24 protein-coding genes and 2 tRNA genes are annotated in these 24,763 nt (G+C 70.5%); 15 read left to right on the top strand and 11 right to left on the bottom strand.

The window, feature by feature from the left end; translation table 11 throughout:
- Positions 1 to 7: 7 nt before the first annotated feature.
- Entirely contained in the window at positions 8 to 355 is a 348-nt protein-coding gene (locus P5G46_RS05860) for a hypothetical protein (RefSeq protein WP_408905186.1), read from the bottom strand.
- A gap of 143 nt (positions 356 to 498) precedes the next feature.
- Here P5G46_RS05860 and P5G46_RS05855 point away from each other — a divergent pair, with 143 nt between their 5' ends.
- Entirely contained in the window at positions 499 to 927 is a 429-nt protein-coding gene (locus P5G46_RS05855; protein ID WP_375095348.1) for a MarR family transcriptional regulator, read from the top strand.
- Here the strand turns inward: P5G46_RS05855 and P5G46_RS05850 are convergent.
- Positions 899 to 1,813, bottom strand: a complete 915-nt coding sequence (locus P5G46_RS05850) for a LysR family transcriptional regulator (protein ID WP_375095349.1) — start codon at positions 1,811 to 1,813, stop codon at positions 899 to 901. The two genes, P5G46_RS05855 and P5G46_RS05850, sit on opposite strands and share 29 nt — an antisense overlap.
- A gap of 100 nt (positions 1,814 to 1,913) precedes the next feature.
- Between P5G46_RS05850 and P5G46_RS05845 the strand changes: the two genes are divergently transcribed.
- Positions 1,914 to 5,348, top strand: coding sequence for a bifunctional proline dehydrogenase/L-glutamate gamma-semialdehyde dehydrogenase (locus tag P5G46_RS05845; RefSeq protein WP_408905185.1), 3,435 nt, complete (start codon positions 1,914 to 1,916; stop codon positions 5,346 to 5,348).
- Between the two features lie 172 nt (positions 5,349 to 5,520).
- On the opposite strand, the gene P5G46_RS05840 is transcribed toward P5G46_RS05845, so the two are convergent.
- The gene (locus P5G46_RS05840; RefSeq protein WP_408905184.1) at positions 5,521 to 6,195 is read right to left on the bottom strand and encodes a pyridoxamine 5'-phosphate oxidase family protein; all 675 of its coding nucleotides are present in this window, start codon (positions 6,193 to 6,195) and stop codon (positions 5,521 to 5,523) included.
- Between the two features lie 82 nt (positions 6,196 to 6,277).
- Between P5G46_RS05840 and pdxR the strand changes: the two genes are divergently transcribed.
- Positions 6,278 to 7,702 (top strand): MocR-like pyridoxine biosynthesis transcription factor PdxR, encoded by a 1,425-nt coding sequence (gene pdxR / locus P5G46_RS05835; protein WP_408905183.1) that lies wholly within the window; start codon positions 6,278 to 6,280, stop codon positions 7,700 to 7,702.
- A 204-nt stretch (positions 7,703 to 7,906) separates the two neighbouring features.
- On the opposite strand, the gene P5G46_RS05830 is transcribed toward pdxR, so the two are convergent.
- Both P5G46_RS05830 and P5G46_RS05825 read right to left on the bottom strand, forming a co-directional pair.
- A complete protein-coding gene (locus tag P5G46_RS05830; RefSeq protein WP_408905182.1) occupies positions 7,907 to 9,439 on the bottom strand; it encodes an HNH endonuclease in 1,533 nt (510 codons plus the stop codon).
- Between the two features lie 224 nt (positions 9,440 to 9,663).
- Complete coding sequence (locus P5G46_RS05825) at positions 9,664 to 11,253, bottom strand: phytoene desaturase family protein (protein ID WP_408905181.1); 1,590 nt, start codon at positions 11,251 to 11,253, stop codon at positions 9,664 to 9,666.
- A 64-nt stretch (positions 11,254 to 11,317) separates the two neighbouring features.
- Between P5G46_RS05825 and P5G46_RS05820 the strand changes: the two genes are divergently transcribed.
- From P5G46_RS05820 to P5G46_RS05805, 4 genes are all read left to right on the top strand, one after another.
- Positions 11,318 to 12,130: an inositol monophosphatase family protein gene (locus P5G46_RS05820; protein ID WP_408905180.1), complete on the top strand. Its 813-nt coding sequence runs from the start codon at positions 11,318 to 11,320 to the stop codon at positions 12,128 to 12,130.
- Between the two features lie 280 nt (positions 12,131 to 12,410).
- The gene (locus tag P5G46_RS05815; protein ID WP_408905179.1) at positions 12,411 to 13,784 is read left to right on the top strand and encodes a M23 family metallopeptidase; all 1,374 of its coding nucleotides are present in this window, start codon (positions 12,411 to 12,413) and stop codon (positions 13,782 to 13,784) included.
- 65 nt (positions 13,785 to 13,849) lie between these two features.
- A tRNA-Thr gene (locus P5G46_RS05810) sits at positions 13,850 to 13,921 on the top strand.
- A gap of 29 nt (positions 13,922 to 13,950) precedes the next feature.
- Positions 13,951 to 14,024: transfer RNA gene (locus P5G46_RS05805), tRNA-Met, on the top strand.
- Between the two features lie 270 nt (positions 14,025 to 14,294).
- Here P5G46_RS05805 and P5G46_RS05800 read toward each other — a convergent pair.
- Positions 14,295 to 14,483: an alternative tryptophan synthase beta-subunit gene (locus P5G46_RS05800; RefSeq protein WP_375095357.1), complete on the bottom strand. Its 189-nt coding sequence runs from the start codon at positions 14,481 to 14,483 to the stop codon at positions 14,295 to 14,297.
- Positions 14,484 to 14,524: 41 nt separating this feature from the next.
- On the bottom strand, positions 14,525 to 14,860 hold the full coding sequence (locus P5G46_RS05795; RefSeq protein WP_408905178.1) for a hypothetical protein: 336 nt from the start codon (positions 14,858 to 14,860) through the stop codon (positions 14,525 to 14,527).
- A 169-nt stretch (positions 14,861 to 15,029) separates the two neighbouring features.
- On the opposite strand from P5G46_RS05795, the gene P5G46_RS05790 reads away from it, so the two are divergent.
- The 4 genes from P5G46_RS05790 to P5G46_RS05775 are packed head-to-tail and all read left to right on the top strand — an operon-like array spanning position 15,030 to position 18,576.
- Positions 15,030 to 15,794: an ABC transporter ATP-binding protein gene (locus tag P5G46_RS05790; RefSeq protein WP_408905177.1), complete on the top strand. Its 765-nt coding sequence runs from the start codon at positions 15,030 to 15,032 to the stop codon at positions 15,792 to 15,794.
- Positions 15,770 to 17,326 (top strand): hypothetical protein, encoded by a 1,557-nt coding sequence (locus P5G46_RS05785; protein WP_408905176.1) that lies wholly within the window; start codon positions 15,770 to 15,772, stop codon positions 17,324 to 17,326. The genes P5G46_RS05790 and P5G46_RS05785 overlap by 25 nt, the downstream gene beginning before the upstream one ends.
- A gap of 26 nt (positions 17,327 to 17,352) precedes the next feature.
- Positions 17,353 to 17,580 carry a hypothetical protein gene (locus P5G46_RS05780; RefSeq protein ID WP_239276274.1) on the top strand — a complete coding sequence of 76 codons (228 nt, stop codon included), beginning with the start codon at positions 17,353 to 17,355 and terminating at the stop codon, positions 17,578 to 17,580.
- Positions 17,581 to 17,634: 54 nt separating this feature from the next.
- Positions 17,635 to 18,576: an aldo/keto reductase gene (locus P5G46_RS05775; protein WP_408905175.1), complete on the top strand. Its 942-nt coding sequence runs from the start codon at positions 17,635 to 17,637 to the stop codon at positions 18,574 to 18,576.
- Between the two features lie 18 nt (positions 18,577 to 18,594).
- Here P5G46_RS05775 and P5G46_RS05770 read toward each other — a convergent pair whose 3' ends face one another.
- Entirely contained in the window at positions 18,595 to 19,437 is an 843-nt protein-coding gene (locus P5G46_RS05770) for an NAD-dependent epimerase/dehydratase family protein (RefSeq protein ID WP_408905174.1), read from the bottom strand.
- A gap of 212 nt (positions 19,438 to 19,649) precedes the next feature.
- Between P5G46_RS05770 and P5G46_RS05765 the strand changes: the two genes are divergently transcribed.
- The 4 genes from P5G46_RS05765 (at position 19,650) to P5G46_RS05750 (ending at position 21,999) form a co-directional block, all read left to right on the top strand.
- Positions 19,650 to 20,192, top strand: coding sequence for an RNA polymerase sigma factor (locus P5G46_RS05765; RefSeq protein ID WP_408905173.1), 543 nt, complete (start codon positions 19,650 to 19,652; stop codon positions 20,190 to 20,192).
- Positions 20,193 to 20,196: 4 nt separating this feature from the next.
- On the top strand, positions 20,197 to 20,769 hold the full coding sequence (locus P5G46_RS05760) for an Asp23/Gls24 family envelope stress response protein (protein ID WP_408905172.1): 573 nt from the start codon (positions 20,197 to 20,199) through the stop codon (positions 20,767 to 20,769).
- The gene (locus P5G46_RS05755) at positions 20,766 to 21,080 is read left to right on the top strand and encodes a hypothetical protein (RefSeq protein ID WP_375095363.1); all 315 of its coding nucleotides are present in this window, start codon (positions 20,766 to 20,768) and stop codon (positions 21,078 to 21,080) included. The genes P5G46_RS05760 and P5G46_RS05755 overlap by 4 nt, the downstream gene beginning before the upstream one ends.
- Positions 21,081 to 21,150: 70 nt before the next feature.
- Positions 21,151 to 21,999, top strand: coding sequence for an SDR family oxidoreductase (locus P5G46_RS05750; protein ID WP_408905171.1), 849 nt, complete (start codon positions 21,151 to 21,153; stop codon positions 21,997 to 21,999).
- 40 nt (positions 22,000 to 22,039) lie between these two features.
- Here P5G46_RS05750 and P5G46_RS05745 read toward each other — a convergent pair whose 3' ends face one another.
- From P5G46_RS05745 to P5G46_RS05735, 3 genes are read right to left on the bottom strand one after another with little or no spacing between them, the layout of a single operon-like run.
- A complete protein-coding gene (locus tag P5G46_RS05745; protein ID WP_239276281.1) occupies positions 22,040 to 22,738 on the bottom strand; it encodes a methionine ABC transporter permease in 699 nt (232 codons plus the stop codon).
- Positions 22,735 to 23,778 carry a methionine ABC transporter ATP-binding protein gene (locus tag P5G46_RS05740; protein ID WP_408905170.1) on the bottom strand — a complete coding sequence of 348 codons (1,044 nt, stop codon included), beginning with the start codon at positions 23,776 to 23,778 and terminating at the stop codon, positions 22,735 to 22,737. Before P5G46_RS05740 ends, P5G46_RS05745 begins: the two co-directional genes overlap by 4 nt.
- On the bottom strand, positions 23,765 to 24,712 hold the full coding sequence (locus P5G46_RS05735; protein ID WP_408905169.1) for a MetQ/NlpA family ABC transporter substrate-binding protein: 948 nt from the start codon (positions 24,710 to 24,712) through the stop codon (positions 23,765 to 23,767). Before P5G46_RS05735 ends, P5G46_RS05740 begins: the two co-directional genes overlap by 14 nt.
- Positions 24,713 to 24,763 lie beyond the last annotated feature (51 nt).

Below are 24,763 nucleotides of genomic sequence, written 5' to 3'. Positions count from 1 at the left end.
CGCGGCGCTAGCAGGAGGCGAGCAGCGCCCGCGACTTCGTCTCCAGGAAGGACACCAGCGCGCCGAGGACATTGACCTCGTTGCCGAGGTTCACCAACTCGACCGCCGTGAGCTCGATCGTGGTGTCGCGCGCCTCCATCGTGGCCTTCCAGCGGCCTTCGCTCTCGGCGATCGGCTGGAGATACGTGATGGTCGCCGCCTCGCTCAGGTCGACGACGATCAGTCCGCGACGGGCGTCGGCGTCGTCCTGCTGCTCCAGCACACGGATGTCGCTGCCGGTGAGATAGCCGAGGCTTCGGAACTCGTCGAGCCACTGCTCCAGCAGCTGCATGTCGAGCAGATCACGTACAGGCACGGCGGACTCCGTCTCGGCGCTCGGGCGGCGCTCACGTCATTATCCCGTGCCGGGACGCGGACGTGACCGTACCATCATTTAAGCGTCTTAAATAGTGAGCCGAATTATTCACAGATCTAGGCAGTCGCCCATACTGTGGAGCCATGTCGTCCCGTCCCGCTCTCTCCCTCGCGCTCGACGCCTACGTCGAGGCGCGGCGCTCCGCGGAGCTGGCGACACGGGCCGAGCTGCGGCTCAGTGAGACCGAGGTGCGGGCACTGCTGCGCATCCGCGAGCGTCCCGGCATCCGGCCCTCCGAACTGCGCGACCACCTGGGCGTGACGTCGGCCGGTGTGACGACGCTGGTCGACCGGCTCGTCGAGCGCGGTCTGGTGCGTCGCGAACTCGACACCGCGGATCGCCGGATGAACCACATCCACCTCGAGGTCGACCTGGATGCCGTGCCCTGGTCACGGCTCGACCGCTTCACGCGCGACCTCGATGGTGCCGTCGACGCCGAGCCGGCGTCGACGACCGACGACTTCGCGGAGACTCTGCACCGCATCATCCGCGCGGCGCAGGGTCCGCGCTGATCCCCGTCGCCCCATCGAACGCCGTCTGCAGGGCCGACCGCACGGCTCGGATGCCGGGACGCTCGGCCGTACCGCGCCGCACCGCCGTGAAGATCTCCCGTCGCGGCCGCCCGGGGAGGTCGAGGAGCCGGGTCGCCGGCTCGTCGCCCCCGAAGACCAGCGCCGGGATCATGCCGACCGCGTGACCGGACGCCACCAGGCGCACGTGTGCGGTGAGGTCGGCGAGCTCGAAACGCACGTCGGGTTCGAATCCCGCGGCGCGGCACTGTTGCGTCGCCCATTGGCGGGCAGCCGTCCCCTCCGGCTCCATCACCCACGCCCGCTCGCTCAGGTCGGTGATCGACGCGGCGTCGTCGCCGTGCGCGACGGCGAGGTGGATGGCATCCCTTCCGAGCGTGCGCCGCTCGAGGAGCTGGCGCTGCTCGCGCGTGTGCCCCGGATACTGTTCGGCCACGGCGAGATCGAATCCCCGCGCGGCGACCTCGAAGAGGCTCTCTTCGGGCGCGAGCTCGACGACCTCGACACGCAGTCCCGGCTCGGTCTCGGCGAGGGCGCCCAGAGCGCGCGGGAGGATGCCGTGCGCGGCGGACTGCATCACCGCCAGTCGCACGGGGGCGCGTGACGGCTGCAGCGACTCGAGCTCGGCCCTCGCGGCCTCGTCGGCGGCGAGCATGCGGGCCGCGTGCGCGGCGAGGGCTTCTCCCTGTGCCGTGAGGCGCACGCGCCTGCCGTCCGGCTCGAGCAGGGGAACGCCGGCGTCGCGTTCGAGCTGCGCGAGCTGCTGCGAGATCGTCGACGGGCTGAACGAGAGGGCATCCGCGACCGCCGCCAGCGTGCCGCGCATCGACAGCTCGTGCAAGAGCCGCAGACGACGAAGGTCGAACATTCCGCTCCGTTCAGGTTTCGCGAACAATACCGTTCGCAAATCATCGCTTTTCTCGATCGTACGCCGGCCGCACACTGAGGGCATCCGAGGAAGGATCCCCATGTCGCTCACCGATGTCACCCCCGCCGAGATCGCGCCCGCCGACCTGGCCGACGACGCCGTCGCGCTCGTTCGACGCTGGCTGGCGGAAAGCCGTTCGGAGCCCGTCGATGCGGCGGCCACCCGACTCGCCGGTGTGCTGCGTGACCCGAACGGTCTGGCGTTCACGGTGGGATTCGTCGACGGTGTCGTCCGACCCGAGGACCTGCGCGTCGCGGCCGCCAACCTCGCCGGTCTCGCACCGCTCGTCCCCTCCTTCCTCCCCCTGCATCTGAAGGCCGCGATCCGCCTCGGCGCGCTCACCGCCCCGATCGTGCCCCGGGTGGTGGTCCCGGCCGCACGCGCGGCGCTGCGGTCGATGGTGCGTCACCTCATCGTCGACGCGAGCGACCGCCGCCTGGGGGATGCCATTGCCGCCATCCGCGGCCGCGGCGAGGGCATCCGTCTCAACGTGAACCTCCTCGGCGAGGCGATCCTCGGGAAGAAGGAGGCGGCTCGGCGCCTGGAGGGCACGCGGCGCCTGCTCGCCCGCGACGACGTCGACTATGTCTCGATCAAGGTCTCGTCGACCGTCGCGCCGCACACCCCGTGGGCCTTCGACGCGGCGGTGTCGGACGCGGTCTCGGCCCTGCGCCCCCTCTACCGGGTGGCGAAGGAGACCGGGACGTTCCTGAACCTCGACATGGAGGAGTTCAAGGACCTCGATCTGACACTGGCGGTGTTCGAGACGCTGCTCGGGGAGGCAGAGTTCCACGACGTCGAGGCCGGCATCGTGCTGCAGGCGTACCTTCCGGATGCCCTCGCCGCGATGATGCGCCTGCAGGACTGGGCGGCGGCGCGCGTGGCATCCGGTGGCGCCGCCATCAAGGTCCGCGTCGTGAAGGGCGCGAACCTGCCGATGGAGCGCGTCGATGCCGATGTCCACGACTGGCCCCTGGCGACCTGGCCGTCCAAGCAGGCCACGGATGCCTCGTACAAGGCGGTGCTCGACTACGCTCTGCGCCCCGAGCACACGGCGCACGTGCGCATCGGCGTCGCGGGGCACAACCTCTTCGACATCGCGCTGGCCTGGCTGCTGGCCGAACGGCGTGGCGTCACGGGCGGTGTCGACGTGGAGATGCTGCTCGGCATGGCCACGGCGCAGCAGGCGGTGGTGCGGCGCACCGTCGGCTCGATCCTGCTCTACACGCCGGTCGTGCACCCGCAGGAGTTCGACGTCGCGATCGCCTACCTCATCCGCCGCCTCGAAGAGGGCGCTTCGAGCGAGAACTTCATGTCGGCGGTGTTCGATCTCGACACGCACGAGGCGCTGTTCGCGCGGGAGCGCGACCGGTTCCTCGCGTCTCTCGCGGACATGCCGGAGGGTGTGCCCGCGTCGCACCGGGTGCAGGACCGCACCGCGGTGCCGGAGCCCGCTCCGCGGGAGGGCTTCCGCAACACCCCGGACTCGGACCCCGCGATCGCGGCGAATCGCGCGTGGGCGGCGGAGATCGTCGCGCGCATGGCGACGTCGCGCCGGGGTGCTGAGACGATCGCGGCGCACACCGTGTCGGACGAGGCGGTCCTCGATCAGCGCATCCGCGCCGCCGCTGCTGCCGCCGCCGCGTGGCGTGACCTCGGCGCCGATGCCCGCGCCGAGATCCTCCACCGGGCCGGTGACGTGCTCGAGGCGCGGCGCGCCGAGCTCGTCGAGGTGATGGGGGCCGAGTGCGGAAAGGTCGTCGAGCAGAGCGATCCCGAGGTGTCGGAGGCGATCGACTTCGCGCACTACTACGCCGAGCACGCGCGGCACCTGGATCGTGTCGACGGCGCCCGCTTCACGCCGGTGGGCGTGACGGTGGTGACCCCGCCCTGGAACTTCCCCGTCGCCATCCCCGCCGGCTCGACCCTCGCCGCGCTCGCGGCCGGGTCCGCAGTTGTGATCAAGCCGGCCGCGCTCGCCGAGCGCTCGGGAGCGGTCATGGTGGAGGCACTTTGGGAGGCGGGCGTCCCGCGCGACGTGCTGACGCTCGTGCAGGTCTCCGAGAACGACCTCGGTCGGCAGCTGCTGACCCACCCGGCTGTGGAGCGCGTGGTGCTGACGGGCGCGTACGAGACGGCGGAGCTGTTCCGCTCGTTCCGGCCCGATCTTCCCCTGCTGGCCGAGACGAGCGGCAAGAACGCGGTGATCGTGACCCCCAGCGCCGACCTCGACCTCGCCGCGAAGGACGTCGCACTCTCGGCCTTCGGCCACGCGGGCCAGAAGTGCTCGGCCGCGTCGCTGGTCGTTCTCGTCGGGTCGGTCGCCACGTCTCGCCGGTTCCGGGACCAGCTCGTCGACGCGGTCACCTCCCTCGAGGTAGGGATGCCGTGGGACGACGCCGCCCGCGTGGGACCGCTCATCGAGCCCGCGCAGGGCAAGCTGCTGCGGGCGCTGACGACCCTCGAGCCCGGCCAGCGGTGGGTCGTCGAGCCGCGCCGCCTCGACGAGGACGGGCGACTGTGGCGACCCGGCATCCGCGAGGGGGTCCAGCCGGGGAGCGAGTTCCACCGCACGGAATACTTCGGACCCGTGCTGGGCATCATGACCGCCGAGACGCTCGACGAGGCGATCGAGATCGTGAACGCGATCGAGTACGGCCTCACGTCGGGACTGCACGCGCTGGACGAGGCTGAGATCGAGCGGTGGCTGTCGCGCATCGAGGCGGGGAACGTCTACGTCAACCGCGGCACGACGGGCGCCATCGTGCAGCGGCAGCCCTTCGGCGGGTGGAAGAAGTCGGCGGTCGGAGCGGGCACCAAGGCCGGCGGTCCGCACTACCTCTTCGGATTCGGGACGTGGACGGATGCCGAGTCCTCCGCGCCGCGCGGGGGAGATTCCCTCGTCGGGTCGGCGTCGGCGGCCGTTCCGGCAGAGGATCGCGAGTGGCTCGCTTCCGCTCTGGCATCCGATGCCGCCATCTGGTCGAGCGAGTTCGCCGTCGCGCGTGACGTGACCGCGCTGCAGTCGGAGCAGAACGTGTTGCGGTACGCCGCGGTCCCGGTGACCGTGCGTCTCGAGGACGCGCGCGACGTCGCTCTCGTCCGGGTGGTGGCCGCGGGCGTGCGGGCAGGGTCGACCGTGACGGTCAGCGCGCACCGCGAGCTGTCGCCCGCGGTGCGGGCCTGGCTCGAGGGCGCGGGCGTGGCCTCCGCGATCGAGGACGCCGGCGCGTGGGAGCGTCGAGCGGCTCGTCTCGTCCGCACCGGCGGCCGTGTGCGCCTGCTCGGCGGTTCTCCGGACGCGTTCGCCGCGATCACCGACGGATCGCCCGCTGTCGCGGTGTACGCGGGTGAGCCGACCCGCTCCGGCGAGGTCGAGCTGCTGCCGTTCCTCCGCGAACAGGCGGTGTCCATCACGGCCCATCGCTTCGGCACACCGCGGCGATACACGGTGCCGCCGCTCGTGGCGCCCTGACAGTCGGATGAGGTGACGGCGCGCGCGCTCGTGACGCTCCGGCGGGTGGGCTGCGCCGCGGCGTGCCCGCTTCCGGGGCTCGGGCGGCTGGGCGACGCCGTCGTGTGCGCCTCCGGGACTTTGACGAGGCGGCGACGCCGTGGTGTCCGCGCTTCCGAGGGTCTGACGGCTCCTACGCCGTGCCGCTGGCGGCGATCCGTTCCGCTGCGCGGCGGACCGACGCGGGGATCGCGGTCGACGGTCGGGTCTGCGCGGAGGTGACCGGGTCGCCGGTTACCACCCGAAGGGGGAGGGTGCCGGCCCATACCGAGCGGTCTTCCCCGTCGTCGTCCTCTTCGACTGCGGAGCCGGCGTTGTCTTTGACGCTGGCTTCGGCGAGAGGCAGACGCAGGACCATGGTCGCCGCGAGCTCCCGCGCGGTCATGGGGCGCACTTCGGCCGGACGTCCGGGCATCAGGTGCTCCGACAGGGTGAGGAGAGCGCTTTCCTTGTCGTCGGGAGGGACGACGGATGCCATCCCGTGCACCACGGCGCAGCGGTAGCGCATCGAGCTGTCGAACAGGGAACGCGCGTACTTCAGTCCGAGCAGGTGCGTGACGGTCAGACAGACCGGTGCCCCCGCGGCGATCCTCCGGAAGAAGTCGCTGCCGGTCGACCCGTGGATGAGGACGTCGTCGCCGTCACGACCGATGCCGACCGGAAGCGCCACGGGGCGCCCGTCGCGCGAGATCGCGAGCGTCGCCGCGAGGGCCCCGTCGATGATGTCGTAGAGGGCTGCGCGATCGGTGACCTGGTGATGCGGGAGCCGTCGGATGCGGGTCAGGGGAGTGAGCGGCAGATCGGTCATGTGTCGATCTCACGCCCCCAAGAGGACCGATGCATAGACCGGTTTTCTCTGGATCGGGTGGACCAGTGCCAGGATCGGTTCCGTGATCTCGTCCGGCATCCTGGATCGCTCCTCGCCCGTCCCGCTGCACACGCAGCTCACCCAGGGGCTCCGAGGTGCGATCGTCGACGGACGCCTCACGCCGGGGGAGCCGCTTCCCTCGACGCGCACGCTCGCCGCCGATCTCGGCATCGCCCGGGGGACCGTCGTCGCCGCGTTCGAGACGCTCGCGGGTGAGGGGTACCTCGTGGCGCGGCCCGGCGCGCGCACGACGGTCGCGGTGCTTCCGCGGCAGCCGTCGTTCGCCTCGGAGGTGCCGCCACAGCCGTCGGCGACCGCTCCGTCGGCGACCGATCTGCGTCCGGGCCGCCCCGGCACGCGGGGGCTCGCCGATGCCGCGTGGCGGTCGGCGTGGCGGCGGGCGAGCGCGGTCGACCCCGCGCCCGATGTCGACGACGAGACCGGGCTGCTCGCGCTGCGTGAGGAGATCGCCCGCCACCTCGGGCGTACCCGCGGGCTGACTGTCGATCCGGGCGACGTGATCGTCACGGCCGGGACGAGCGACGCCCTGCTGCTGTTGGCCCTGAGCCTGTCAGGTTCGCGGCGCGCGCGGGTCGGGATCGAGAACCCGGGCTACCCGCGTGTTCGCATGATCCTGGGTCGAGCCGGCGTCGAAAGGGTCCCCCTGCCGGTGTCGGTCGACGGGGGACTCGATCTGGATGCCGTGGAGCGGCACCGAGACCTGGATGCCGTCGTCGTCACACCCCACCACCACTACCCGCTCGGAAGCCGACTCGACGCGGCGGCGCGGGCGCGCCTGACCGCGTGGGCGCGAGACACCGGGACGGTGGTGATCGAGGACGATTACGACAGCGAGTTCCCGCACGGTCGTGCTCCGCTCCCGCCCCTTCGCCTGCTCGACCCTAGGCATGTCGTGCTGATCGGAAGCGTGTCGAAGGTGCTCAGTCCCGCCCTGAGGTGCGGCTGGGTGGTCGCCTCCGGAGTGGTGCGGGACCGGATCCGCCAGGCCCGCGCCGACCTCGACGCACCTGTGTCGGAGGTCGCGCAGCAGGCCTTGGCGCTGTACCTCGCGGACGGTTCGCTCGCGCGGCACACCGCGCGTCGCCGCCGCGACTACCGCCACCGGCGGCAGCTCGTGCTGGAGGCCCTCGGATCCATCGCGGGGGTGTCGCTGGCGGCCGTGAACGGCGGGCTGCACGCCGTGGCGCTGCTGTCGCCGGCCGAACCGGGGGAGGAGGCGGCCCTGGTCGACGCCATTGCGCAGCGCGGCGTGCTCGTGGCCGGGCTCGGGGCGTACTCGGTCCCCGACGCGCCCTCGAGTCCCGCTGTCGGCATCGTTCTGGGATACGCCGAACCGACCATTCCGCAGCTCGTGGAGGCGCTCGCCGTCGTCGCGAAGGTGCTGAGCGCCCGCGACGCCGGTGGCGGGGGGCGCTCTCCCCGCTGAGGGAAGGGAGGGCGTCGGCGCGGCGGATGCGGGCGTGGGGAGAGCCGTCCCCGCAGAGGGCGCGGCAGGCAAGGGCCGGGGCGGCGGGGCGGGCCCGGGGCTGTAGCGGGACCGATGACGACCGGCAGGGGGCAGCCGCCGGGCCGATCGCGAAGAGCGATGGTCCGAAGACGAGGCGTGTCGCCCGGCTCCATCCCCGCGGGATCAGAACGGCGGCGGATCCGTATCCGGTACGAACAACACCCGGGGTGCGAGCTTTTCGGTGCGTTCTTGTCCCAGGGGACTGTGGAAGGTGAGCGTCCCATCGGGAGCCTGCGTCACCGTCCATCCGGTCTCGGTCTTCAGCGTGTGGTGTCGGACGCACAGGTGACACAGGTTGGCGAGGTGGGTCGGGCCGCCCTCGTGAGCTTCATGGTTGTGATCGATCTGGCATCGCGCGATGGGGGCCCGGCATCCGGGAGCCCGGCAGTGCCGATCGCGGGCAGCGAGGAAGCGCCGCTGCGCGGCTGTCGGCGTGTACCGGTCGACGTCCAGCACGGTCCCCGACACGGGGTGGCAGAGGACGCGGTCCCAGCCGGGAGCGTGGGCGGCGAGGTGCCGCGCCGTCGCGGCGTCGATCGGGGTGAGGCCGTCGATACTGGCACCCGCGTCCGCGTGCCCGAGAAGCGTCAGAACGGGAACCGTGATCTGCACCCGGCCGCGGATCGCCCCCAGTCCGCCCGGGCAGTCGGCATCCGTCGTCGGGTCGATCGCGGGGACGGCGGTCAGCAGCAGGTCGGCACAGACGTCGGCTCCGATCTGCGCCAGAGTGCGGGTGTCGCGTGCCTCGGCGTCGGTCGGGCGGGTTCCCGCTCGCGCCTCCGACTCGGCCGCCGCCAGGGACGACCCCGCCGCAGCCGGTGCCGCTGCATCCAAGACGGGCGCCCCCGCCGCCACGCGCACTGCCGCCGCTCCGCGCGCCGCCGCCGCCGCCACAGACGCCCCCGCCGCAGCTGGAGCCGCTGCGTCCAAGACGGCCGCCCCCGCCGCATCGGCCGCAGCCCGCGCCCCGTCGACGACCGCCTCTTCGCGCAGCGCGGCGTCGCGAATCGCAACGGCCTGCCGCCGCAGGCGGTCGCGGATCCCGTAGGCGACCGTCGCCGGCAGGATCACGCTCAGCTCGGCCATGCCGTCGGCGAGGTCGCGCACGCTCACGCCGCGCGTCGCGGCGGCGCGCGCGTGACGCGTGCTCATTCCGACGGGGTGCACGCTCTCGGCGAGCTCCCGTCCGAAAGCGCGCACGCGTCCCGGTGATTCGCGTTCCGCGCGGGCGAGCACGACCTGCTCCCATCCGGCGCGCGTCGCGTCGTCGTCGAGCACGACCCCCGTCTCGAGGATCGCCTGTGCGTGGCGCGCGCCGATGCGCCCGGCGGAAAGAGCGTCGACCGTCGCGGCGAACTTCTCGGTCAGCGTGTGCGCGTCGGAGAGTTCTCGCTGCACCGTGAGGTCATGACTCTGCGTCGCGACGGCGATCTCGAGCGCGAGTGAACGGACGGGCATCTCGCGCTCCCTCGCGTTCCGGGAGCGCGAGCGGGCGACCTCGTCGAGCGCGATACGCAGGGCCTCGGAACGCAGCTTCACGAGCTCGGCGTGAGTCTTCGCGGCCTGCCGCGACTGTTCCCGGATCTGCTCGACGAGTGTCCGCAGCGAGCCACCCTCATCCTTCCCGAGGGGGATGGAGCGGGGGGTGGATGCCATGACTCCACGCTAGAACACATGTTCGACACTCTGAAGTGATCTCGTCTGAATCTCGCCCGGAATCACCCTTCGGTGCTGCGGATGCCAGCATTCCGCACTCTCGCGCTGGCCCACTCTCGCGCTGGCCATAGATCTCCGACGTCGCCGCACTGTGCCCCAGAATCTCGCACTTCCGCGCCGTTCCAGAACTCTCAGCCGCCACTGCGCCCCGGAACCCCCCCCGTTCAGCGCCGTTCGAGGATCTCCAGCGCCGCCATCGCCGCGTTGTGCCCCGCGATGCCGCTCACCGCGCCGCCGCGCTGCGCCGAGGATCCGCACACGAGGATGCGTCCGTGGCCCGTCTGCACGCCCCATCGCTCGGCGGGCCCCAGCCCGTCGGCGGGGCCCTCCAGCCACGGCCACGAAAGGCCGCCGTGGAAGATGTCTCCTCCGATCATGCCGAGCGACCGCTCGAGATCGGTGGTCGTGCGCGCCTCGATGCACAGGCGGCCGTCGGGGGCCTCGAGGATGCAGTCCCGCAGCGGTTCGTCCAGCACCGAGTCCAGCGACTGCTGTGCCGCGGCGAGCAGGCGGGCTCCGGCCGCGACGGGATCTTGGCCGTCGATGAGTCGGTGCGGCACCTGCAGCCCGAACAGGGTGAGCGTCTGCGCGCCGCTCGCGCGGAGTTCTTCGCCGAGGATCGACGGGTCGGTGAGCGAGTGGCAGTAGATCTCGGCGGGGAGCGGCTCGGGCACGAGTCCCGCGGATGCCGCAACGTAGGCGGCATCCAATTGGGTCATCGTCTCGTTGACGTGGAACGTGCCCGCGAACGCCGCCTCGGGCGTCACCGACGTGTCCTTCAGCCGCGGCAGGCGGGAGAGGAGCATGTTGACCTTGATCTGCGCGCCCTCGGGTGCGGGTGCCTCGGTGGGGGCTCCGCCGGCGGTCAGCAGTCGCGCGAGCACCGCGTTCCCCACGCCGCTGAGCACGACCTCTCCGACGTAGGCCTCGGACCGGTCGGTCACGCCGTGCACCTCACCCGAGGGCGAGACCGAGATGACCTCGATACCGGTGCGGATGTCGACGCCGGACTCGCGGGCCGCCCGTTCCAGCTCCGCGGTCACGGCCCCCATGCCTCCTACGGGGACGTCCCAATGGCCGGATTCGCCGCCGATGACGTGGTAGAGGAAGCATCGGTTCTGGGCGAGTGAGGTGTCATCCGAGGATGCGAAGGTGCCGATGAGTCCGTCGGTGAAGGCGATGCCGCGGGCGAGGTCGCTATCGAGCGACGTGCGCAGGAGGTCGCCGAGGGGCCGTTGGGTCAGAGCGGTCCAGAGATCGTCGTCGTCGAGTCGGCGTCGCACTTCGTCGGCGGTGGGCAGCGGCTCGGTCATCGTGGGGAAGACGGCCCGCCCGAGCGGGGCGAGTCGCTCGCCGAGCGCGGCGAACCGCTCCGCTTCCGCCGTGTCGCCGAGGGTGCGCGCAAAGGACGCTGCGGTGGCGTCGGCGTCGTGCGTATCGATCAGGATGCCGCGCGTCGGATCCGTCGGGTCGGGGGTGTAGGACGAGTACCGGCGCCGACGGAGATCGATCCGGAGCCCGAGATCGTCGATGATCGTCCGTGGCAGAAGGCTCACCAGGTACGAGTACCGCGACAACCGGGCGTCGACTCCCGGCCACGGCCGCTCCGAGACGGCGGCGCCGCCGACGGCATCCTGCTTCTCCAGAACCACGACCGATCTCCCCGCGCGGGCGAGGTAGGTTGCGGCGACGAGGGCGTTGTGTCCTCCGCCGACGATGACGACGTCGTAGCGAGTGGTCTCCGGGGCGCTCATGCCCCCACGGTAACGAGTCGGACCCGGGCCGCCCAGGGCTTGGCATCGCAGTAGCGTGGATGCCATGACCCTCGCCGCAGACCTGCTCGATATCGCCACCCGCATCGCTCGGGAAGCCGGGGATCTGGCCGCGCGCCGACGCCGAGAGGGGCTGGAGATCGCGACGAAGTCGGTCGCCGCCGACATCGTCACGGCGGCGGATCGCGAGGTGGAGGCCTTCATTCGTGCCGAGCTCGCGCGCGAGCGCCCCGACGACGGTTTCTTCGGCGAGGAGTCGGCGGCGCAGGAGAGTGCCAGCGGTGTGACGTGGGTCGTCGACCCGATCGACGGCACGGTCAACTACGCCTACGGTATCCCCGCGTGGGCCGTGAGCATCGCGGCCGTCGAAGGAACTGCCGACCCCGCGACGTGGACCGCCGTCGCCGGGGTCGTCTACAACCCGGTGTCGGGCGAGATGTTTCGCGCCTCCCGCGGGGGTGGCGCGTGGCTGGGCGAGCAGCGCCTTTCGGTCACCGGCGAGGTCGGCCCGGCCGGTGGTCTCATCGCGACGGGCTTCGGCTACGACCCCGCGACGCACGCGCCGACCCTCGAGCGTCTGAGCCGAGTGATGCCGATCGCCCGTGACATCCGGCGCATCGGGGCGGCCTCGCTCGATCTCGCATCGGTCGCCGCCGGTCGCTTGGATGCCTACTACGAGAAGGGCACGCACCCCTGGGATCACGCCGCGGGGGTGCTGCTCGTCGAGGAAGCCGGCGGACGTGTCGGCGGGGCACCAGGGGGTCGCCCCGGGAACGCGATGGTGGTGGCCGCGGGGCCGGACTTCTTCGACCGGCTCGCCGCACTGCTCGAACCCGAGCTGCGGACCTCGGAGCGTTGATGGCATTCCCAGCCGTCCGAGGGTAGGGTGTTTACCTGATCGTTATTTTCGCGACCCGAATCAGCGGAAATGGCAGAAGCCCAGAAAGCCCGAAGCCGTCGCCCTCGCGACACGACACGAGAGCCCCCGCGCGTTGCCGTCAGAATCCCCCCAGACTGAGCCCGCCCGTACCCGGCGATCCAGTCGACCCTCCGCCGCGCCCAGCGCCACCGAGCTGACGCGGGCCGAGAGGCGTCGTCGCGCCGTCCCGGTCCCCGCCGCCGATGAGGCGTCGGCGCCGGTGGCATCCGACCCCGCCCCGATCGACGCCGAGAACGCGGCACAGCCCGAGATCGTTGAGCAGGTCGCCGCCGCCGTCGTCGAGACGGTCATCGCCGCGACGATCGTCCCCACTTTGCCGGCGGCGCGCCGTCGGTCCGCGCGGCCCGCGGCAGGTTCCGCTGTCTCGGCCCCCACCGAGAAGACCCCGGTCGCATCGGCCGAGGGCTCGGCATCCGACGCCCTCGAGGTGACGGTCGTCGACGAGCGTCGTACGGACGACGACGAGGTCGCCGTCATCCTGCAGAGCGCCGACGCGTCCGAGGCGACAACGCCCGTGACGCTTCCCACGTCTCCGATCACGCTCCCGGCGACCCGCCGAAGCCGTCGTCGTCCCGCGGCGATCGACGACGCTCGCCTGATCGTCTCCGACGCTCCGCGCGGGGAGGACGCCCCCTCCGACGCAGGCGCCGCTCCAGCGGATCGCGCGACCGTTGACGAGGCCGCGGATCGCGAGGCCGTCGACGAATTCGAGGCCGCCGCACGGCTGTTCGCCTTCACCGGCGAGACTCCCGTGCAGGGAGCCGCCTCCGAGCCCATCGCAGCGCCGGCGAGTCCGGTGACGCAGGGAATCCCAGTGGATGCCGTTGCACGCCGCCGCAACGGCCGTCGCGTCGCCGCCGCGTCGTTCTCCGTCGGCGTGATGGGGTTGGTCGGTCTGATGACCGTCGGGATGACCATGCCGGTCAGCGCTCTCGCCTCGGCCAGCGGCACCGCCAATGTCGCCTCGGCGGAAACGGCGACCCAGAACCTCGCCGTGGGCGGTGGCGACGTCGCCGGTGGCGAGATCCAGGCCTATGTCGCCCCCGCGGAGGCCCAGGCGGGCGTCGTGGATCGTGCCGACGGCTACAGCGCCGCAACCTACGCGCAGATGGCCGCCGACTCGGGCATCTCCAACTTCTCGAACTTCTTCGTCAACGACCCCACGGCGGCGATCCAGTGGCCGTTCGCGGTGGGTGTTCCGATCACGTACGGCTTCGGCATGCGTGACGGTCGGATGCACGAGGGCGTCGACTTCGTGCCCGGCGACGGGTCGCCCATCCAGGCGATCGCCGACGGCACCGTGCGCATCGCCACCGAAAGCGGTGGCGCCTTCGGTGTCACGGTGGTCATCGACCACGAGGTCGACGGCCAGCTGATCTCGAGCCGTTATGCACACATGCAGTACGGCTCACTGCAAGTCACCCCCGGGCAGAAGGTGACGGTGGGGACATTCCTCGGCCGTACCGGCAACACCGGCCGCTCGTTCGGCGCGCACACCCACTTCGAGCTGCTGCAGAACGGGTCGACGCCGATTGACCCCCTGCCGTGGCTGCGTCAGCACACCGGTGGCTGACTCGATTCGAGGATGACGGCTCTGCTCTGATATCCTCTTCTAGTTGCCCGGAGAAATCCGGGTACGCCCCGATAGCTCAGTGGCAGAGCACTTCCATGGTAAGGAAGGGGTCGTCAGTTCAATCCTGACTCGGGGCTCACAGCATCTCTTCCCAGGGATGCCGCGCGGCGGGGTAGCTCAGTTGGTGAGAGCGCACGACTCATAATCGTGAGGTCGCGGGTTCAAGCCCCGCTCCCGCTACCGAAGCATCACAGAAGCCCCGGCCCTGCCGGGGCTTCTGTTGTTGCTGCCAGGTCCTCGTGGAGTCTCCCCTTACGTTCACCCGGACGACCCGTGATCGCGGGAACCGCGTCGCATGAACGTGAGTCCATGCCTCCCGTACCGTGTCCGCTTCATGCGTCATCAATGACAGCCGCTATGAAGGCCGCCGCGATCAAACATTTCGACTCGCGAAATGCATATAGGAATAATCGTTCGCGAGGCGTACCACTAATCCATCGAAAGATCGCTTCAATTGGGGGGCGCCACCTGATTCAGCGAGATCTCGCGCGAATCGAACAGCCCCCGCTTCGCGATCACCATCGTGTAGCCGTGCGCGCGCAGGTCTCGAGCATTCTCGGGCGTCAGTGGTCGACGGCCGATCTTCTCCCATCCGACGGCGAGCCGGTATCCGTGCGTAATGGTGCGTTCGCGTGCCATTTGTTCCTCCCCGAGGTCATAATGGCATCGGAATAGGCGAATTACGAAATGGCGGGTTTCGTAGAGCTGAACGACGCGTCGCGACCGGTTCGGTCGCTCCGGCGGGCGTTCCCCGTCAGCTCTCCCCAGTCCGCCGCCGGCGCCCCACCGGGACGCAGCGACGCCAGGAACGCCATATGTACCTGGAAGCATGCAAGACGAAGAGTCGTTGCCCAACCGATGTTCTCGCCAGCCTGAACGGCCTTGTACAAGACCCGGTCAGCGGCGGGAACACGGCGGATCTCGACGCGGCCGTACTCGTGGCCGTGCGGGTCGATCATGCGCCAAACGCCCGTGGGGCCTTCGACCGCGGCGAGAATCGGATGCCATTGCGTCACGGTGTGCCGGAACCTTTCTCCGGCCGAGGACCCCCACCGTATCGGCGGCCACCGACATCGAAGCAAGACCGTCGGGACCGGCCTGGATCACGGCGTCTCCAACGCGCCCCATAGGGCCGGATAGCGAAATCGTCTGAGTAAGCCTCCGTGTTCCCCTATTCTCGGCATCATGGGGGCGGCAATTCGGGCCACGGGCGTGGTCAAGAAGTTCGGCGAGGTCACGAGCGTCGATGGGGTGGATCTCTCCATTCCGGCGGGCTCCTTCTACGGCATCGCCGGACCGAATGGGGCGGGCAAGACGACGACCATTCGCATGATCACGGGTCTTCTCGAACCGGATGCCGGTCGGATCGAGGTCGACGGAATCTCCGTATGGCCGAATCCCCGCCGTGCCAAGAGTGTTCTCGGGTACGTCGCCGACAATCCGCCGCTGTTCGGCCGCCTGGCGGCGCGAGAAATGCTCGATTACGCCGGAATGCTGCGCGGAATGGCCGCGCAAGATATCCGGACGCGAGGCGACGAGTTGTTGCGCGTGCTGGACCTCGAAGCCGATGCGGGGCGACCCATCGCTGATTTCTCGCTGGGCATGACCAAACGCGTCGGGCTTGCCGTCGCCATGCTGCACGCTCCGCGGGTCCTGATTCTCGACGAACCGTTCGGAGCCCTCGATCCTGTCAACACCCAGGTGATGGAGCAGATGCTGCAGCGGTTCCGCGAGGGAGGCGGCACGGTGGTGTTCTCGAGCCACGTGCTCGACGTGGTGCAGAAGCTGTGCGATCGGGTCGCGATCATCGCGCGGGGTGCCGTGGTGGCGGAGGGCACCGTCGCGGAACTGTCGCACGGTGGGTCGCTGCAGGACGCCTTCGTCGACATCGTCGGTGGACGCGAACTCGCCGAGGGGGATCTGTCGTGGCTCTCGTCCTCGCCCGCCTGAAGCTCGCTCTCCAGATCGGGGGCGCGCGGGCGTCGAGCCTCGGTATCGTCGCGTTCGCGCTCGCGTGGGCGCTCGGCATCCTGGGCGGACTCGCCGGCGGATTCCTCGTCGCCTTCTTCGACTCGGGCGGTTCGCCGTTCGGCGACCTTCTGGTGCTGCTGCTGTTCGTGGCGATCTTCGGTGCGTGGATCGTGCTGCCGATCGCAACGCCCGTTCCCACCGCGAACATCATCGATCCCGCGGTGCTGGAGCAGTATCCGCTCAGCCGGGCACAGCAGGTCGCGGGACTGGTGCTCGGCGGGCTCGCCTCGCCGGCGGCGGCGGCGACGTTCCTGACCGCCGCGGGCGGCGTCGCGGCCGTGAACGTCGGAATTGGCGAGCGGGTGGTCGCCGTGGCCGGGGGAGTGCTCTTCACGGTCTTGTGCGTGGCCGCGTCATCGGGGGTGCGCGCCCTGTTCGCCGAGGCTCTGTCGGCGCGACGCGGGCGCGATGTCGCGGTGATCGCGTCGACCCTCATCGTGGTGGCGCTCTACGTCCTCCCGCACCTGCTTCGCCCGCTGCTCGGGGCGGCCGAAGACGCGGGCGCGATCCTCGTCACGATCCTGACGTGGACGCCACCGGGAGCCGTCGGAGCGATGGGGTACGTGCTCGAGACCGGCGACGTGGTGGGCGCGCTCGCCCGCCTCGCGGTCGTCGTCGCAACCATCGCTGTCGCTCTGCTGCTGTGGGGCCTGGCACTGCGACTTCACGTCCGGGGGCGGACGGCGCGGGCCGTGGCATCCGGTCACCACCGGTCGGCGGCGGACCTGGCCCTCGTACCGCTGGTGCTGCGGGTGTTGCCCACCGGTCCCGCGCTCGCCGCGGCGAGCCAACACCTGCGGTACTACTTCTTCCGCGCGCCGCGGGCGGCGCAGGTCGTCATCCTGGGGCCGGTCGTCGGGGTGATGTTCTCAGCGACCCAGGTGCATGCGACGGGCCTGACGTTCGCCGTCGCCGTGGGCGCGGTGGCGATGGGCTCGAGCGCCCTGTTGAACCTGTTCGGTTTCGACGGGCGCGGTGTCGAGCTCACCGTGCAGACGGGTGGCTCGCTCGCGAGCGTGCTCCGGGGCAAACTCCTCGCGGTCTCGCTGTTCCTCGTTCCCGGGGTTGCCCTGCTCACGATCGGCCTCGGCATCGCGACGAACATGGCCGATCAGATTCCTCTGGCGTTGGTGTCGGCGCTCGCCGGGCTGCTGCTCGCGTTCGCCGTCGGCGCCGCCTGCAGCGCCTGGAATCCGTATGACCAGGAGGCGCCGCACGGCGACCGCAGCACGATCGCCGTGCGGATGTACCTCGCGTTCGGCCTCGCCTTCGCGCTCGTCTACGTGGTCGGCTGGCTGAACACGTGGCTCCAGCCCGCTGTGCCCGTCGAGGTCGTCCTCGGCGCCGCGTTCGTGCTGTCCGCGATCGCCGCGACACTCTCCACCCGGATGAGCGGTCTCTTCCTCGACCGGCATCCCGAACGCGTCCTCGCGGCCTTCACCCCGCGCTGATCACCCCTCGAACGACAGGAGTTCCCGTGTCCGCACCGACCCCCACCATCAGCAAGGGCCGCCTCTGGCTGAACAGCTTCATCATGGCTCTGGCCGCGAGCTGCGGGTATCTCATCGTGGCGCTGATGAGCCAGCACCAGGTGCTCACGATCGTCATCGCGATGGCCTCGATCACGCTCGTGCTCACGCCGATCTTCTACTGGACCAACTCCCGGCGGGCGCGGCTGGGCAACGCGCCACGCCGCGGCGCCTGACGCGAGCGCTGCGGTCGTCGACGCAGCGTCGGCGGCACGGGATAGCGTCGAGTCATGAGCGACGATCCCGTTCCCCCGGCAGCCCTCGGCCTGGGGCTGGCCGCCGTCGGACGGCCGGCCTACATCACCGCGGGCCGCGACGACGATCTCGGCGCTCCGGCCGAGAGGTCGATCGCGGCGATGCGCGCGCGCACGCACGCACTGCTCGACGAGGCATGGCGTCTCGGCATCCGCTACGTCGACGTGGCCCGCTCGTACGGTCATGCCGAGGATTTCCTCGGCGTATGGCTGCGGGAGCACCCCGAGCGCGCCACGGAGCTGACCATCGGGTCGAAGTGGGGCTACGCCTACGTCGGCGGCTGGCGGATGGATGCCGAGGTGCACGAGCGCAAAGAGCACTCGGTGGCGATGTTCCAACGACAGTGGCCCGAGACGCTCGAGGCCCTCGGACGCGCTCCCGACCTCTACCTCGTCCACTCGATCACCCCCGACAGTCCCGCCCTGGCGGACGCCGCCCTGCTCGACGACCTCCGCCGACTGGCCGACACCGGGGTGCGCGTCGGACTCTCCACGAGCGGACCCCATCAGGCCGCCGTGCTCGACCGGGCTCGAGAACTCGATCGCACGCCGTTCACGGCGGTCCAGGCCACCTGGAACCTGATCGAGGGATCGGTCGGGCCGGCGCTCGTACGCGCCCACGACGACGGCTGGACCGTCGTGGTGAAAGAGGTCCTCGCCAACGGCGAACTCGCCGCGGGCCCGGCGGAGGTCGCCGCGGCCGCCGCGACCGCGGGTGTCCCCGCCGACGCGTTCGCGATCGGCGCCGCGAGGACGCAGCGCGGCGTCGACATCGTGCTCAGCGGGGCCTCGACGGTCGCGCAGCTGCGGCGCGGCGCGCACGCGGCGCCGCTTGTCGTGGGCGACGACGAGCGCGCGCGGTGGGCCGTCGATCCCGAGCTCTACTGGCGGCGGCGTTCGGAGCGCGCCTGGCGATGACGGTCGCTGGAGGCCGCGTCAGCGGTGATCGCGCCAGGAGTGTCGCGGCTCGAATCCCAGCACTCGTCGCGCCTTGTCGATCGAGAGCAGCGTGTCGGTGCCCCCGAGGTCGCCACGGGTCTCCACGTTCGGGAAGACCTCGGCCACCAGCTCGGAGTTGGGCCGCGTCATGACCGTGTCGGCGGCCGCGATGATGAAGCGGTCGAATCCCGCGGGCGCGTTCTCGAGCGCACGCTGAACGGCTTGGGCGCCGTCCCGTGCGTCGATGTAGCCCCATAGGTTCCACTTGCGGGTGCGCGCGTCGGCGTCGAACGGGAACTCGACGTAATCCTCGGGCACCATGACGTTCGAGAACCGCAGAGCCGTGATCGACAGCTCCGGATGCCATCGCACCAGCTCACCGGCGAGGTGCTCCTCGAGCACCTTGACCAGCGAGTAGACCGACTCGGGGCGCGGCGCGTACTCCTCGTCGACGGGGATGTACGGCGGGTCGACGTCGAACGGGAGCCCGAGAACGGTCTCACTCGACGCGTACACGATGCGCTGAATCCCCAGCCGCACGGCCGCCCAGAACACGTTGAACGTGCTGGTCATGTTGTTGTGGAATGTCGCGACGTCCGAACGGATGCCGGGAGCGGGGACCGCCCCGAGATGCACGAGGGCGTCGACACCGTCGTGCTGGTCGTTGACACCGGCGAGGGCGTCGATCACCTGGCCGTAGTCGGTCAGCTCGACCTGCACGAATCCGGGCCCGCGCTCGCCGCGCACGTCGAGGCCGATGACCTCGTGGCCGGCGGCGCGCAGCTCGCGAGCGACGACGGTGCCGAGTTTTCCGGATGAACCGGTGAGGGCGATGCGCATAAGCGTCCTTCGATCGGGGGAACGCTACGACGTTACCCGTGTGCTGGGGGGTCGAGGCCGCGCGACCGGAATGCCCCCTCGATCGCGGATGCCACGAGTTCGCGCGTTCGTCAAGAGCCCGCGCGCCGCCGGGCCGGGGTGTTTCGCTATGGGTCGGATCCGGATCGTGAATCGTCACGGGACCGGACGCAGATCATCCGACGGGAATCGCCATGACCACTTTGTCCTCCGCGACCGACGCGTTCCTCGCGTCGCGCGCGGCGGACGGCCACCAAACCGCTTTCGGCGTGCTCGTCCGCCGCCACGCACCGTTTCTGGTCGCGTTCGCCACCAAGCTCACCGGGTCGCGGGCGGACGCCGACGACTGCGTCCAAGAGGCGCTCATCACCGCCTGGCGCCGGCTGCCCGATCTCGCCGATCCCGAGAAGGTGCGCAGCTGGCTGACCACGATCGTGTCCCGCAAGGTCACCGATCGCATGCGGGCCCGGAAGATCTCGGAACAGATCGACGAGGAGATGGTCTCTCTCGGGGATGACCCCGAGCGCTCGGTTGTGGCATCGTCGCAGATGGACGCGTTGAAGAAAGTCCTCGCCGATCTCCCCGAAGAGCTTCGCGTCGTGTGGGTCCTCCGAGAGATCGGCGGGCACAGCTACGACGAGATCGCCTCCGAAGTCGGCGAGACGCCCGCGACGGTGCGGGGACGCCTGGCGAGGGCCCGCAAGACCGTGTTGGAACGCATGCAGGAGTGGAGGTGATCGAATGAGTGACGACGTGAACGATGTGGGCGGCTCGGGGTACTCGCTCGAAGACCTCTCCGCCTATCTCGATCGCGGACGTACCCCCCGGATCCCGGCGATCGAGCGCAACGCCGAGTGTCAGGCCCTGCTGGCCTCGATGGAACGGATGGGCCGGCTCTCCCGCGAGATCGTCGACGAGCAGGCCTCCGAGCCGCTCGCGGAGTCCTGGTACGACGGCATCATGCGCGAGGTCATGCGCGAGTTCCGGGCGGGCCGCGACATCCCCCTGGCCCGGACCGAGGACGGCACCGAGCTGGTGGTCACCGAGGGGGCGCTCTACGAACTGATTCGAACGGTCGGTGACGAGGTTCCGGGTGTGCTGGTGGGGCGTGTGCGTCTCGATCAGGCGGAGGCCGCGGCACCGCTCGATGTGCGGGTGACCGTCAGTGTGCTCTTCGGTCACCCGATGGAGCAGACGGTGGAACGTATGCGCCAGGGGATCCGGGATGCCATCGAGCGTCACGGCGATCTGCGCGTGGGCCGTGTCGACGTCACCGTCGGCGACGTGCACCTCGAGGGGGAGGACGAGGGATGACGGACAACGCTGCCGAACTGGCACCGCGAATCGACCTGGCGGTCACGGCGGTCGCCGGGGTGCGCGAGTCCTACTCCGCCCGACCAGTCGTGGCGCGTGCCTACGAACGGATGGCGGAGGTGGAGGGCTCGCTCGCGGCCGTCGAGGAGGCTGGCGAGACCCGCGCGATCACCGTCTGCATCGGTGTCTCCGCCGACGACGACAGCGCGGAGGTGGCATCCGCGGTGGCTCGCGCCGTGCGCAGCGCGGGGGCCGGGTCGTCCGACACCGTGCGCGTCCGCGTCGCCCGGCTGGTCGCCCCGCGGATCTGACCTTCGCGGCCGCCTCGAAGAAACAGCGCAATACGCTGGAGAGCACCGACTCTCGCCTCTCGGAGGACGCATGCCCGCCCAGCCCGTCATCGCCGTCACCGGTTCCACCGGAGCAGTGGGAGGACGGGTTGCACGCGACCTGGCTGCCCGCGGCATCCCGCAGCGCCTGCTCGTGCGCGATCCGGCCCGCGCTCCCGAACTCGACGGTGCCGAGGTGCACGTCGCGGGGTACTCCGACGCCGATGCCGCAGCCGCCGCGCTCGACGGCGTCACGACGCTGTTCATGGTGTCGGCATCCGAGACCGCCGACCGGGTGGAGCACCACCGCCAATTCATCGACGCGGCCGCGCGCGCGGGTGTGCGCTCGATCGTCTACACGTCGTTCCTCGCCGCCGCACCCGACGCGGTGTTCACTCTCGGGCGGGATCACGCCGCGACCGAGGAGATCATCCGCGCCTCGGGGATGTCGTGGACGTTCCTGCGCGACAACTTCTACATGGACATGATGGAGCTCTTCGCGGGAGACGACGGCGTCATCCGCGGGCCCGCCGGCGAGGGGCGGTGCTCGCTCGTCTCTCGCGCGGACGTGGCCGCAACGGCCGTCGCGGTCCTGCTCGACCCCGCCGCGCACGCCCACGCGACCTACGACCTCACCGGTCCCGAGGCTCTCACGCTGAAGGAGGTGGCGGAGAAGATCTCGGCCGTGCGCGGCCATCCGGTGCGCTTCATCGACGAAAGCGTGAACGAGGCGTACGCGTCCCGCGCGGTGTTCGGGGCTCCCCGGTGGCAGGTCGACGCCTGGGTGAGCACGTACACCGCGATCGCCAGCGGTGACCTCGCCGGGATCTCCGGCGACGTCGAGGCCGTCACCGGTCGCCCCGCCCAGACGTTCGAGGAGTTCCTCGGCGCGGTCGGCTGAGCGGTCGCGCCGCCGCGGACGACGACGCGACCGCCTCCGTTCAGCGGCGGAGGATCCGTCGCGCCAACCGGTTGCCGAGGAACTGGGCCAACTGGACCAGCACGATGATGATGCCGATGGCGATCCACATCGTGAGGAAGTCCCACCGACGGAAGCCGTAGGTGAGGGCGAACGAGCCCAACCCGCCCGCTCCGACGGCGCCGGCGACCGCGGTCATGTCCACGATCGCGACGACGACGAACGTGTACCCGAGGATGAGCGGTCCCAATGCTTCGGGCACCAGCAGCGTCGCGATGATCCGCCACGGCCCCGCGCCCGCGGCGCGCGCCGCTTCGATGACCCCGGGGCTGATCGTGACGAGATTCTGTTCGACGATGCGCGAGAAACCGAACGTCACGGCGATCGACAGCGGCACCACGGCCGCGGTCGTCCCGATCGCCGTGCCCACAACGGCCGCGGTGACGGGCGAGAGCGCCAGGATCAGCACGATGAACGGAATCGGTCGGAACACGTTCACGAGAAGGTTCAGCACGACGTTCACGGCTCGGGCGGGAAGCACACCGCCCGCGCGGGTGACATAGAGCGCGAGCCCGAGCAGAAGGCCGCCGATCCCGCCGAACACCATCGTGAGCAGCACCATGGTGAGCGTCTGACCGATCGACTCCAGCAGGATGGGGCCGTACCGGTCCCAGCTCCATTGCGTCGCCGCGGGGGCGATCAGGGCGGTGAGAGAGGTCATCGCGCCACCTCCTCGACACGGGTGACGGCGCGCAGCTGCGCGATCACGGCATCCACGGGGTCATCCGATCCGGTCAGTTCGATCGTGAGAGAGCCGAACGAGCGCTGCTGCAGCGAGCTGATGCCCCCGTACAGCAGCTCGAAGGTCACGCCGGTGTTCGCCGCGCGAGACAGGATGCCGCCGATCCCGGCGCCGTCGATGACGTCGGCGATCACGATCCGTCCGGGGTGCGCGGCGCGCAGGCGCGCGAGGTCGTCGGGGCTCGGACGGTCGTGCAGCGCGGTGGACACGAACGACCGGCCCGTGTCGGAGGAGGGCTCGGCGAACACGTCGAACGCCGTTCCGCTCTCGACGATCCGGCCGGCGCTGAGGACCGCGACCCGATCCGCGATCGCCCGCACGACGTCCATCTCGTGCGTGATGACCACGACGGTGACCCCCAGCTCCCTGTTGACGCGACGCAGGAGGTCGAGGACGTCCGCGGTGGTCGCCGGGTCCAGCGCGCTCGTGGACTCGTCGGCGAGGAGGATCGGGGGAGAGGTCGCCAGGGCACGGGCGATCCCGACCCGCTGCTTCTGACCGCCCGACAGCTGGTCGGGGTACGCGTGCGCACGATCGAGCAGCCCGACGAAGTCCAGCAGCTCGGCGGCGCGCTTCTCGCGGTCGGCCTTGGACCATCCCGCGACCTTCAGCGGATACATGACGTTGCCGGCGACGGTGCGCGAGGCGAAGAGGTTGAACTGCTGGAAGATCATCCCCGTCCGTCGCCGGATCGGGCGCACCTGCCTCTCCGGCAGGGTCGAGATGTCGACGCCGTCGACGACGACCGTGCCCGAGGTCACGCGTTCCAGGCCGTTGATCAAGCGCACGAGCGTGCTCTTACCCGCGCCCGACTGACCGATCACGGCGAAGATCTCGCCCGCGTCGATGTCGAGATCGACACCGTCGAGCGCCGTGACGGTGCTTCCGTCGACGTCGTAGGTCTTGGTCACGCCCTGGAGGCGGATGAGCGGCGGCATGGCGGCCTCAGGCCCCCGCATCCTTCTCGTCCTCGATCTCGGCGAGCCACTCGCGCACCTGCGCGGGCTGCTCCTCGACGATGCGGGCGGTGCCGCTGGACTCCGCCACGACGATGTCGGTGACGCGCGGGTCGTGGTACGCCTCCCACACCTTTTGGAAGACGGGGTCGTCCTCCTCGCCGGCGCGCGAGGCGATGATGTTGATGTACGGCCAGCTGTTGGCATCCGACGGGTCGACCGAGTAGATGGCCTTGTCGATGATGCCGGCGTCGGTGGCGAAGGTGTTGTTCACGATCGCGGCCGCGATCGAGGGGTCCTGGAGTGCGGGGGCGGTGAGCGACGCATCGACCGGTTCCACCTGCACGCGGCTGGTCACGACGTCGGCCGGGGTCGGGGTGGTGGCGTCGTTCAGCTCCAGCAGGCCGGCCGACTCGAGCACCTTCAGCGCACGCGCCTGGTTGGTGGCATCCTGCGGGATGGCGACGCGACCGCCCTCGGGGATGTCGGCGACGTCGGAGTACTGCTCGGAGTAGATCGGCAGGGGCACGATGATCGTCGGGCCCACCACGGCGAGACCGTCGCCGGTGGCGTTGTTGTGGTCGGAGAGGTAATCGACGTGCTGGAAGGCATTGAGGTCGATCGAGCCGTCGGCGAGGGCCGGGTTGGGGGTCTCGTACGAGTCGAACGGGACCACCTCGAGATCGATCCCCTCCTCCGAGAGGATCTCCTCCAGCACCGGCCAATGTCCCTGCGCGGCGTCGGTCGTCCCCAGACGCACGGTGGTGCGCTCGCCGCCGGCGGTGTCATCGGACGACGCGAACAGCCGCGGGATCACGAGCGCACCGGCGACGAGGACGGCGACCGCGGCGACCGCGATCAGGGCGTACAGTCCGCCGCGGCGGCGGGGCTTTTCGGGAAGGACGGGCCCGGTAGGGCCGTTCGTGCGATCACTCATGGTGCTCTCCTTGGTGCAACACCCGGTTCGGGGCGTCCGAGCACCGTAGGC

The sequence above is a fragment of the Microbacterium mcarthurae genome (genome assembly GCF_046064585.1).
GTDB lineage: Bacteria > Actinomycetota > Actinomycetes > Actinomycetales > Microbacteriaceae > Microbacterium > Microbacterium mcarthurae.
Note: the sequence above shows the minus strand (reverse complement) of the source record. Positions and strands in the feature narration are given on the sequence as shown.

What these genes read in the sequence shown, in the direction of transcription:
- P5G46_RS05855 (WP_375095348.1), top strand. Translation starts at nt 499, where the DNA reads ATGTCGTCCCGTCCCGCTCTCTCCCTCGCGCTCGACGCCTACGTCGAG.
- P5G46_RS05850 (WP_375095349.1), bottom strand. Translation starts at nt 1,813, where the DNA reads ATGTTCGACCTTCGTCGTCTGCGGCTCTTGCACGAGCTGTCGATGCGC.
- P5G46_RS05845 (WP_408905185.1), top strand. Translation starts at nt 1,914, where the DNA reads ATGTCGCTCACCGATGTCACCCCCGCCGAGATCGCGCCCGCCGACCTG.
- P5G46_RS05840 (WP_408905184.1), bottom strand. Translation starts at nt 6,195, where the DNA reads ATGACCGATCTGCCGCTCACTCCCCTGACCCGCATCCGACGGCTCCCG.
- P5G46_RS05830 (WP_408905182.1), bottom strand. Translation starts at nt 9,439, where the DNA reads ATGGCATCCACCCCCCGCTCCATCCCCCTCGGGAAGGATGAGGGTGGC.
- P5G46_RS05825 (WP_408905181.1), bottom strand. Translation starts at nt 11,253, where the DNA reads ATGAGCGCCCCGGAGACCACTCGCTACGACGTCGTCATCGTCGGCGGA.
- P5G46_RS05820 (WP_408905180.1), top strand. Translation starts at nt 11,318, where the DNA reads ATGACCCTCGCCGCAGACCTGCTCGATATCGCCACCCGCATCGCTCGG.
- P5G46_RS05800 (WP_375095357.1), bottom strand. Translation starts at nt 14,483, where the DNA reads ATGGCACGCGAACGCACCATTACGCACGGATACCGGCTCGCCGTCGGA.
- P5G46_RS05790 (WP_408905177.1), top strand. Translation starts at nt 15,030, where the DNA reads ATGGGGGCGGCAATTCGGGCCACGGGCGTGGTCAAGAAGTTCGGCGAG.
- P5G46_RS05775 (WP_408905175.1), top strand. Translation starts at nt 17,635, where the DNA reads ATGAGCGACGATCCCGTTCCCCCGGCAGCCCTCGGCCTGGGGCTGGCC.
- P5G46_RS05770 (WP_408905174.1), bottom strand. Translation starts at nt 19,437, where the DNA reads ATGCGCATCGCCCTCACCGGTTCATCCGGAAAACTCGGCACCGTCGTC.
- P5G46_RS05765 (WP_408905173.1), top strand. Translation starts at nt 19,650, where the DNA reads ATGACCACTTTGTCCTCCGCGACCGACGCGTTCCTCGCGTCGCGCGCG.
- P5G46_RS05760 (WP_408905172.1), top strand. Translation starts at nt 20,197, where the DNA reads ATGAGTGACGACGTGAACGATGTGGGCGGCTCGGGGTACTCGCTCGAA.
- P5G46_RS05755 (WP_375095363.1), top strand. Translation starts at nt 20,766, where the DNA reads ATGACGGACAACGCTGCCGAACTGGCACCGCGAATCGACCTGGCGGTC.
- P5G46_RS05750 (WP_408905171.1), top strand. Translation starts at nt 21,151, where the DNA reads ATGCCCGCCCAGCCCGTCATCGCCGTCACCGGTTCCACCGGAGCAGTG.
- P5G46_RS05745 (WP_239276281.1), bottom strand. Translation starts at nt 22,738, where the DNA reads ATGACCTCTCTCACCGCCCTGATCGCCCCCGCGGCGACGCAATGGAGC.
- P5G46_RS05740 (WP_408905170.1), bottom strand. Translation starts at nt 23,778, where the DNA reads ATGCGGGGGCCTGAGGCCGCCATGCCGCCGCTCATCCGCCTCCAGGGC.
- P5G46_RS05735 (WP_408905169.1), bottom strand. Translation starts at nt 24,712, where the DNA reads ATGAGTGATCGCACGAACGGCCCTACCGGGCCCGTCCTTCCCGAAAAG.